Here is a 522-nt window from a genome sequence, read left to right as displayed (position 1 = left end):
GTCCATTGGCAAGGGATAAGCTAGGCAGCCTATCATCATGAGCAGGGCAACGGGCTATTCCATAACGCCCATGCCAAGTACCACGCAAGGCACGTGTGATACCCCGCGCATTCTTAAAAGAACACATCATTTTAAATCCTATAACGTTGCGTCATAGGACGGATTGTGCTATCTCTAGGGTGATGAGTTTGAGAAAGCCTTGTCCGTCCTTACGTGACAAGGTTTTTTTATGCCGCGTCACTTTGACGTTGCTGTTTTGCTTGTTCGATTACATTCAAAAGATCCGATTGTAACCAACGGGATAAAAAACCAAATTTTAAAGGTTTTGGGAGAGAGCCATTGGTTACATGACGCCGGAATGTTGAGACACTCATATGAAGCAATTTTGCACTTTCACGGTCTGTCAAAAGAATATCATTTTCTGTCATACTAAAATCCTTTCTATCAAAAAATGGTAACAAATCATAACTATTTATTAACCACATTTTGGTTCATTTAGAAAGATGTTTTATTTATAGAAAA

Annotated in this window: 1 protein-coding gene; it reads right to left on the bottom strand. The window is 39.5% G+C overall.

Annotated elements, in window-relative coordinates:
• Positions 1 to 227: 227 nt before the first annotated feature.
• Positions 228 to 428: an AlpA family transcriptional regulator gene (locus ACFIKJ_RS09755; RefSeq protein WP_007347209.1), complete on the bottom strand. Its 201-nt coding sequence runs from the start codon at positions 426 to 428 to the stop codon at positions 228 to 230.
• Positions 429 to 522 lie beyond the last annotated feature (94 nt).

Origin of the sequence: Bartonella sp. PS7NMGDW (assembly GCF_042193585.1) — a bacterium.
GTDB classification, from domain to species: Bacteria; Pseudomonadota; Alphaproteobacteria; order Rhizobiales; family Rhizobiaceae; genus Bartonella; species Bartonella grahamii.
Note: the sequence above shows the minus strand (reverse complement) of the source record. Positions and strands in the feature narration are given on the sequence as shown.

Excerpts from the sequence above, each read along its gene's own strand:
- ACFIKJ_RS09755 (WP_007347209.1), bottom strand. The coding sequence starts at position 428 with ATGACAGAAAATGATATTCTTTTGACAGACCGTGAAAGTGCAAAATTG.